The sequence below is a fragment of the Streptomyces sp. NPDC059456 genome, assembly GCF_042750055.1.
Lineage (GTDB): Bacteria > Actinomycetota > Actinomycetes > Streptomycetales > Streptomycetaceae > Streptomyces.
Window position 1 is genome coordinate 1 of record NZ_JBHYVA010000661.1, and the last position, 4,751, is coordinate 4,751.

Below are 4,751 nucleotides of genomic sequence, written 5' to 3' on the forward strand. Positions count from 1 at the left end.
CCGCCCGTACCCGTCGTCCCGGCGGTGTCGGTCGTCGTCGTCACGGTCGTCTCATCGGTGGCTGCCACGCGCACCAGTCTGTCCCACCCGTCGCGCGGACGGGGAAACGGCCGCCGGCGTCAGCGCAGCGAGGCCGGCACGTCCATCGCCGAACACACCGCGCGCCACACGTCCTTGGCCTCCCAGCCCGCGTCCAGCGCCTGGTGGACGGTGCGTCCGCCGAGCTCCGTCATGACGTGGTCCCGCGCGAAGGAGTCCGCGTACGCCGCGCCGAAGTGCTCGGCCATCCGCTCCCAGAAAATCGTCAACCGCATGTCCCCAGTATCCCGCCCCGCAAGAGTGCACCGGCGCCGTTCGCCCTCCGCCCCCGCGCCGCCGCGCCCTACGGTGCACGCATGTCTGGAGACGAAGCATCCGCGCCGGCCCCGACCGATCCGCCGGCTCCGCCGTCCCCCCTCGCCCGCGCCGAGCGGTTCATCTGGCTCACGGCCCGGGTGCTGGAGCAGCGGCGGTTCGCGTTCCATTTCCTCGGCGGGGACCCCGACGCGGTGGACACCGCCCTCGGGTCCTACCTCAACGCCGACGGCGGCTACGGCCACGCCCTCGACCCGGATCTGCGGGGTCCGCTCAGCCAGCCGCTGCACACCGCGCACGCCCTGCGGGTCCTGGACGGCCTCGGCCGCTGTGCCGGGCAGCGGATCGAGCGGCTCTGCCGCCACCTGACCCGGGTCTCCACCGCGGACGGCGCGCTCCCGGTGGTCCTCCCGGCGCCGCGCGCCTACCCCGCGGCCCCGTACCACCCGGTGCACGACGATCCGCCGGGCGAGCTGCTCACCACCGGCCCGGTGGTCGGCGTGCTGCACCGCAACCGGATCTGGCACGCGTGGCTGTTCCGGGCCACGGACTTCTGCTGGGAGCGGGTCGAGACGATGCGCCACGCGAACCCGTACGAGGTCCAGAGCGCGGTGGCGTTCCTCGACGGCGCCCCCGACCGGGCGCGGGCGGTGGCGGCCGCGGACCGGCTCGGGCGGCTGGTGCGCGAGCAGCGGCTCGTCGTGCTCGATCCGCGCCGGCGCCGGGAGTACCTGCCGTACCCGGGCTGCGCACCGGGCGAGCAGCTGTTCGCGCACGACGTGGCGCCCCGGCCGGAGTCGCTGGCGCGCGGCTGGTTCACCGACGAGGAGATGAGGCGTTCGCTGGACTTCCTGGCCGCGGGGCAGCAGCCGGACGGAGGCTGGCCGGTGCGGCGCCTTGCGTGGGCGCCGGGCAGCTCGCTGGAGCGGCGTCCGATCGCCACGCTGGAGGCCCTGCTGACGCTGCGCGCGTACGGGCGTCCGCTGGCCGGCGGTCCCGAGCCGGACGCTACCCGCCCAGGGCCCGCACTCCCGCGGTGACGACCACTGCGGCGCCGACGACCAGCAGGAACGGTGCCCGCAGCAGCAGCGCGAGCCCGGCGGCGGCCAGCCCCGCGGCGCGGGCGTCGAGCGCGAGGCCGTGCGCGGTGCCGAAGGTCTGCTGGGCGGTGAGCGCGGCGAGCAGCGCGACCGGCAGCAGCGCGGCGAGGCGGCGCACCGCCGGCCGCTCCAGCGCCCCGGCGGGCACGAGCAGCCCGGCGAGCTTGACGGCGTAGCAGCCGACGACGGTGAGCGCGATGGCGATCCAGACGTTCACGAGCGGCGTCCCTTCAGCCAGAGGACGGCGGGGGCGGCGAGGGCGGCGACGAGCACCGGCAGCCCGGCGGGCAGGACGGGGAGCAGGCCCAGGCCGAGGACGACGGCCAGGGCTGCGACGGCCCGCTCGGTGGCGGTCTTGAGCATCGGCGCGAGCAGGGCCAGGAAGACGGCCGGTCCGGCGGCGTCCAGTCCCCATGCGGCGGTGTCGCCCAGGGCTTCGGCTCCGAGGGCGCCGAGCAGGGTGGTCAGGTTCCACAGGACGTACAGGCTCAGCCCGGTCACGGTGAACCCGAGCCGCGCCGACCTGCGGTCCCGCTGGGCCAGTGCCACGGCGGTGGTCTCGTCGATCACCCAGTGGGCGGCCAGCGGCCGCACCGGCCGGGGCAGGGCCAGCAGCTGGGACAGCCGCAGCCCGTAGAAGGCGTTCCGCGTGCCGAGGAAGAAGGCGCCGGCGGCCGCGGTGAACGGGTTCCCGCCCGCGGCCAGCGCCCCGACCAGCGCGAACTGGGAGGCTCCGGTGAACACGAGCAGGCTCAGGACGCAGGCCTGGAGCACGCTGATCCCGGCCCCGGCGGCGGTCACCCCGAACGCGAACCCGGACAGCCCGACGGCCACCCCGACCCCGAGCGCGTCGCGTACGACGGCGCCGCGCGGCCGCTCCGCCGCCCCGTCCGGGGTCTCCTGTCTCACCATCTGACGTTCTCGCACGCCGTGACCGTACGCGGGGCGGGCCGCCGGGGTCTTGTACGTTCTTGCGCGCGCGGCCGGAGCGCGCAGAGGGCGGCTCCCGCAGGCCCTAGCGTCCGGCGCGCTCGCGGCGGTACGCGCCCGGCGGGACGCCCACGATGCGGGTGAAGTGCCGGTTCAGGTGCGGCTGGTCGGTGAAGCCGACGGCGAGGGCCGCCTCGGCCGGCGGGGTGCCCGCGTCGAGCAGCCGGCGGGCCCGCCGGACCCGGGCGTCGGTCAGCCAGGTGTGCGGCGGCATCCCGTACCGCTCCCGGAAGGAGCGCAGCAGGGCGAAGGGGCTGGTCCCCAGTTCCGCGGCCAGCTGTTCCAGCGACGGCGGCTCGGCCATCCGCTCCAGCAGCACGGCCCGGGCCTGCGCGGCGTCGGCGGCGCCGGCGCTGCGGACCGTACGGGCGGGCAGCGGTCCGGCGTGCCGGGTCAGCATCCGCGCCACGGCGCCGCGCAGCAGCGTGTCGGCGGCCAGGGCGTTGCCCTCCTCGGCGGCCCGGTGCACCTCGGTGATGGTGTGCGAGGTCTGCGGGTCGGTGACGGAGTCGGCGGTGAACCCGGGGGTGCCGCGCAGCCGGCCGATGTCCGCGGCCACCTCGGCGATCAGTTCCCGCGAGGGGTACAGGGTGGCGTACGCCCAGCCCTCGGGGACCCCGGCGCGCGCGGTGTGCGGCACCTCGGGGTTGATCAGGACCACGCTGCCGGGTCCGGCGCGCACGGTGCCGCCGGGCAGGCCGACCTCCTCGATGCCGCCGGTGACGGCCGCGATGACGTACCCGTCGTGGGCGTGGCGCGGGAAGGTGTGGCGCACGTAGTGGGCGCGCAGCAGGTCCAGGCCGGGCAGTTCCGCGTACCGCCAGTGCCGCGCCCACTCCCTCTCTTGCCCCATGCCCCCATTCTGCGCCCCCGTCCGGCCGGGTGTTTGCGCAGGTCCGGGCCGTTGTCGGTGCCCGGGTGCAGGATGGGGGCATGGCCGGCTCTGCGCTCGAATCGTTCTCCCCCGCGACCCGCTCCTGGTTCACGGGGGCCTTCGTGCGGCCCACGTCCGCGCAGGAGGGGGCCTGGCGGGCCATCCGGGAGGGCTCCGACGTGCTCGTCGTCGCGCCGACGGGCTCCGGCAAGACGCTGGCCGCGTTCCTCGCCGCCCTCGACCAGCTCGCGTCGGTCCCGCCGCCCGCCGAGCCGAAGAAGCGCTGCCGGGTGTTGTACGTGTCGCCGCTGAAGGCCCTCGCGGTCGACGTGGAGCGCAACCTGCGCAGCCCGCTGACCGGGATCCGGCAGGAGTCGGTGCGCCTCGGCCTGCCGGAGCCGGAGATCCGGGTGGGGATCCGCTCCGGGGACACCCCGCCGGCGGAGCGGCGGGCGCTGGCCACCCGGCCGCCGGACATCCTGATCACCACGCCCGAGTCGCTGTTCCTGATGCTGACGTCGGCGACGCGCGAGGCGCTCGCCGGGATCGAGACCGTGATCCTGGACGAGGTGCACGCGGTGGCGGGGACCAAGCGCGGCGCGCACCTGGCCCTGTCCCTGGAGCGGCTGGACGAGCTGCTGCCCCGCCCGGCGCGCCGGATCGGCCTGTCGGCGACGGTCCGGCCGGTGGACGAGGTGGCCCGGTACCTCGCGCCGCGCGGCAAGGTGGAGATCGTCCAGCCGCCCTCGGCGAAGGAGTTCGACCTGTCGGTGGTCGTCCCGGTCCAGGACATGGGCGAGTTGGTGGGGGTCCCCCCGGCGAAGCCGGGGGGAGGCTCGCCGGCCTCGGAGGGCGGGGACAAGCCGTCGATCTGGCCGCATGTGGAGGAGCGGATCGCGGATCTGGTCCAGGCCCACCGTTCGACGATCGTGTTCGCCAACTCGCGCCGCCTCGCGGAGCGGCTGTGCAACCGGCTGAACGAGATCGCGTACGAGCGGGCGATGGGCGAGAAGCTGCCCGAGGGTTCGCCCCCGGCCGAGATCATGGCCCAGTCGGGTGCGGCCCACGGCGCGCCGCCGCTGCTGGCGCGGGCGCACCACGGCTCGGTCTCCAAGGAGCAGCGGGCGCTGGTGGAGGAGGACCTGAAGGCGGGCCGGCTGCCGGCCGTGGTCGCCACCTCCAGTCTGGAACTGGGCATCGACATGGGCGCCGTGGACCTGGTGGTGCAGGTGGAGTCGCCGCCGTCGGTGGCGTCGGGGCTCCAGCGGGTGGGCCGGGCCGGGCACCAGGTGGGTGCGGTCTCGACGGGAGTGGTGTTCCCCAAGTACCGCGGGGACCTGGTGCAGGCGGCCGTGGTGACCGAGCGGATGCGCACGGGGTCCATCGAGTCGCGGGGCCGCCCCGCGAACCCCCACCACGGGCACCCGCCCCCC

6 protein-coding genes are annotated in these 4,751 nt (G+C 76.0%); 2 read left to right on the plus strand and 4 right to left on the minus strand.

The features are described 5' to 3' along the window. Positions 1–119 precede the first annotated feature (119 nt). A complete protein-coding gene (locus tag ACFXA3_RS35790; protein ID WP_266783889.1) occupies positions 120–314 on the minus strand; it encodes a DUF3046 domain-containing protein in 195 nt (64 codons plus the stop codon). 81 nt (positions 315–395) lie between these two features. On the opposite strand from ACFXA3_RS35790, the gene ACFXA3_RS35795 reads away from it, so the two are divergent. Further along, the gene (locus ACFXA3_RS35795; RefSeq protein ID WP_385194128.1) at positions 396–1,394 is read left to right on the plus strand and encodes a hypothetical protein; all 999 of its coding nucleotides are present in this window, start codon (positions 396–398) and stop codon (positions 1,392–1,394) included. Here ACFXA3_RS35795 and ACFXA3_RS35800 read toward each other — a convergent pair. The 3 genes from ACFXA3_RS35800 to ACFXA3_RS35810 all read right to left on the minus strand — a co-directional run bounded on the left by ACFXA3_RS35800 (position 1,363) and on the right by ACFXA3_RS35810 (position 3,297). Further along, positions 1,363–1,671: an AzlD domain-containing protein gene (locus tag ACFXA3_RS35800; RefSeq protein ID WP_385194131.1), complete on the minus strand. Its 309-nt coding sequence runs from the start codon at positions 1,669–1,671 to the stop codon at positions 1,363–1,365. The genes ACFXA3_RS35795 and ACFXA3_RS35800 overlap by 32 nt on opposite strands. Further along, a complete protein-coding gene (locus ACFXA3_RS35805) occupies positions 1,668–2,366 on the minus strand; it encodes an AzlC family ABC transporter permease (protein ID WP_385194139.1) in 699 nt (232 codons plus the stop codon). The genes ACFXA3_RS35800 and ACFXA3_RS35805 overlap by 4 nt, the downstream gene beginning before the upstream one ends. A 103-nt stretch (positions 2,367–2,469) precedes the next feature. Continuing rightward, positions 2,470–3,297, minus strand: coding sequence for an AraC family transcriptional regulator (locus tag ACFXA3_RS35810; RefSeq protein ID WP_385194134.1), 828 nt, complete (start codon positions 3,295–3,297; stop codon positions 2,470–2,472). Between the two features lie 80 nt (positions 3,298–3,377). Between ACFXA3_RS35810 and ACFXA3_RS35815 the strand changes: the two genes are divergently transcribed. Then, on the plus strand, positions 3,378–4,751 hold a 1,374-nt coding region (locus tag ACFXA3_RS35815), incomplete at its 3' end, for a DEAD/DEAH box helicase (RefSeq protein ID WP_385194137.1).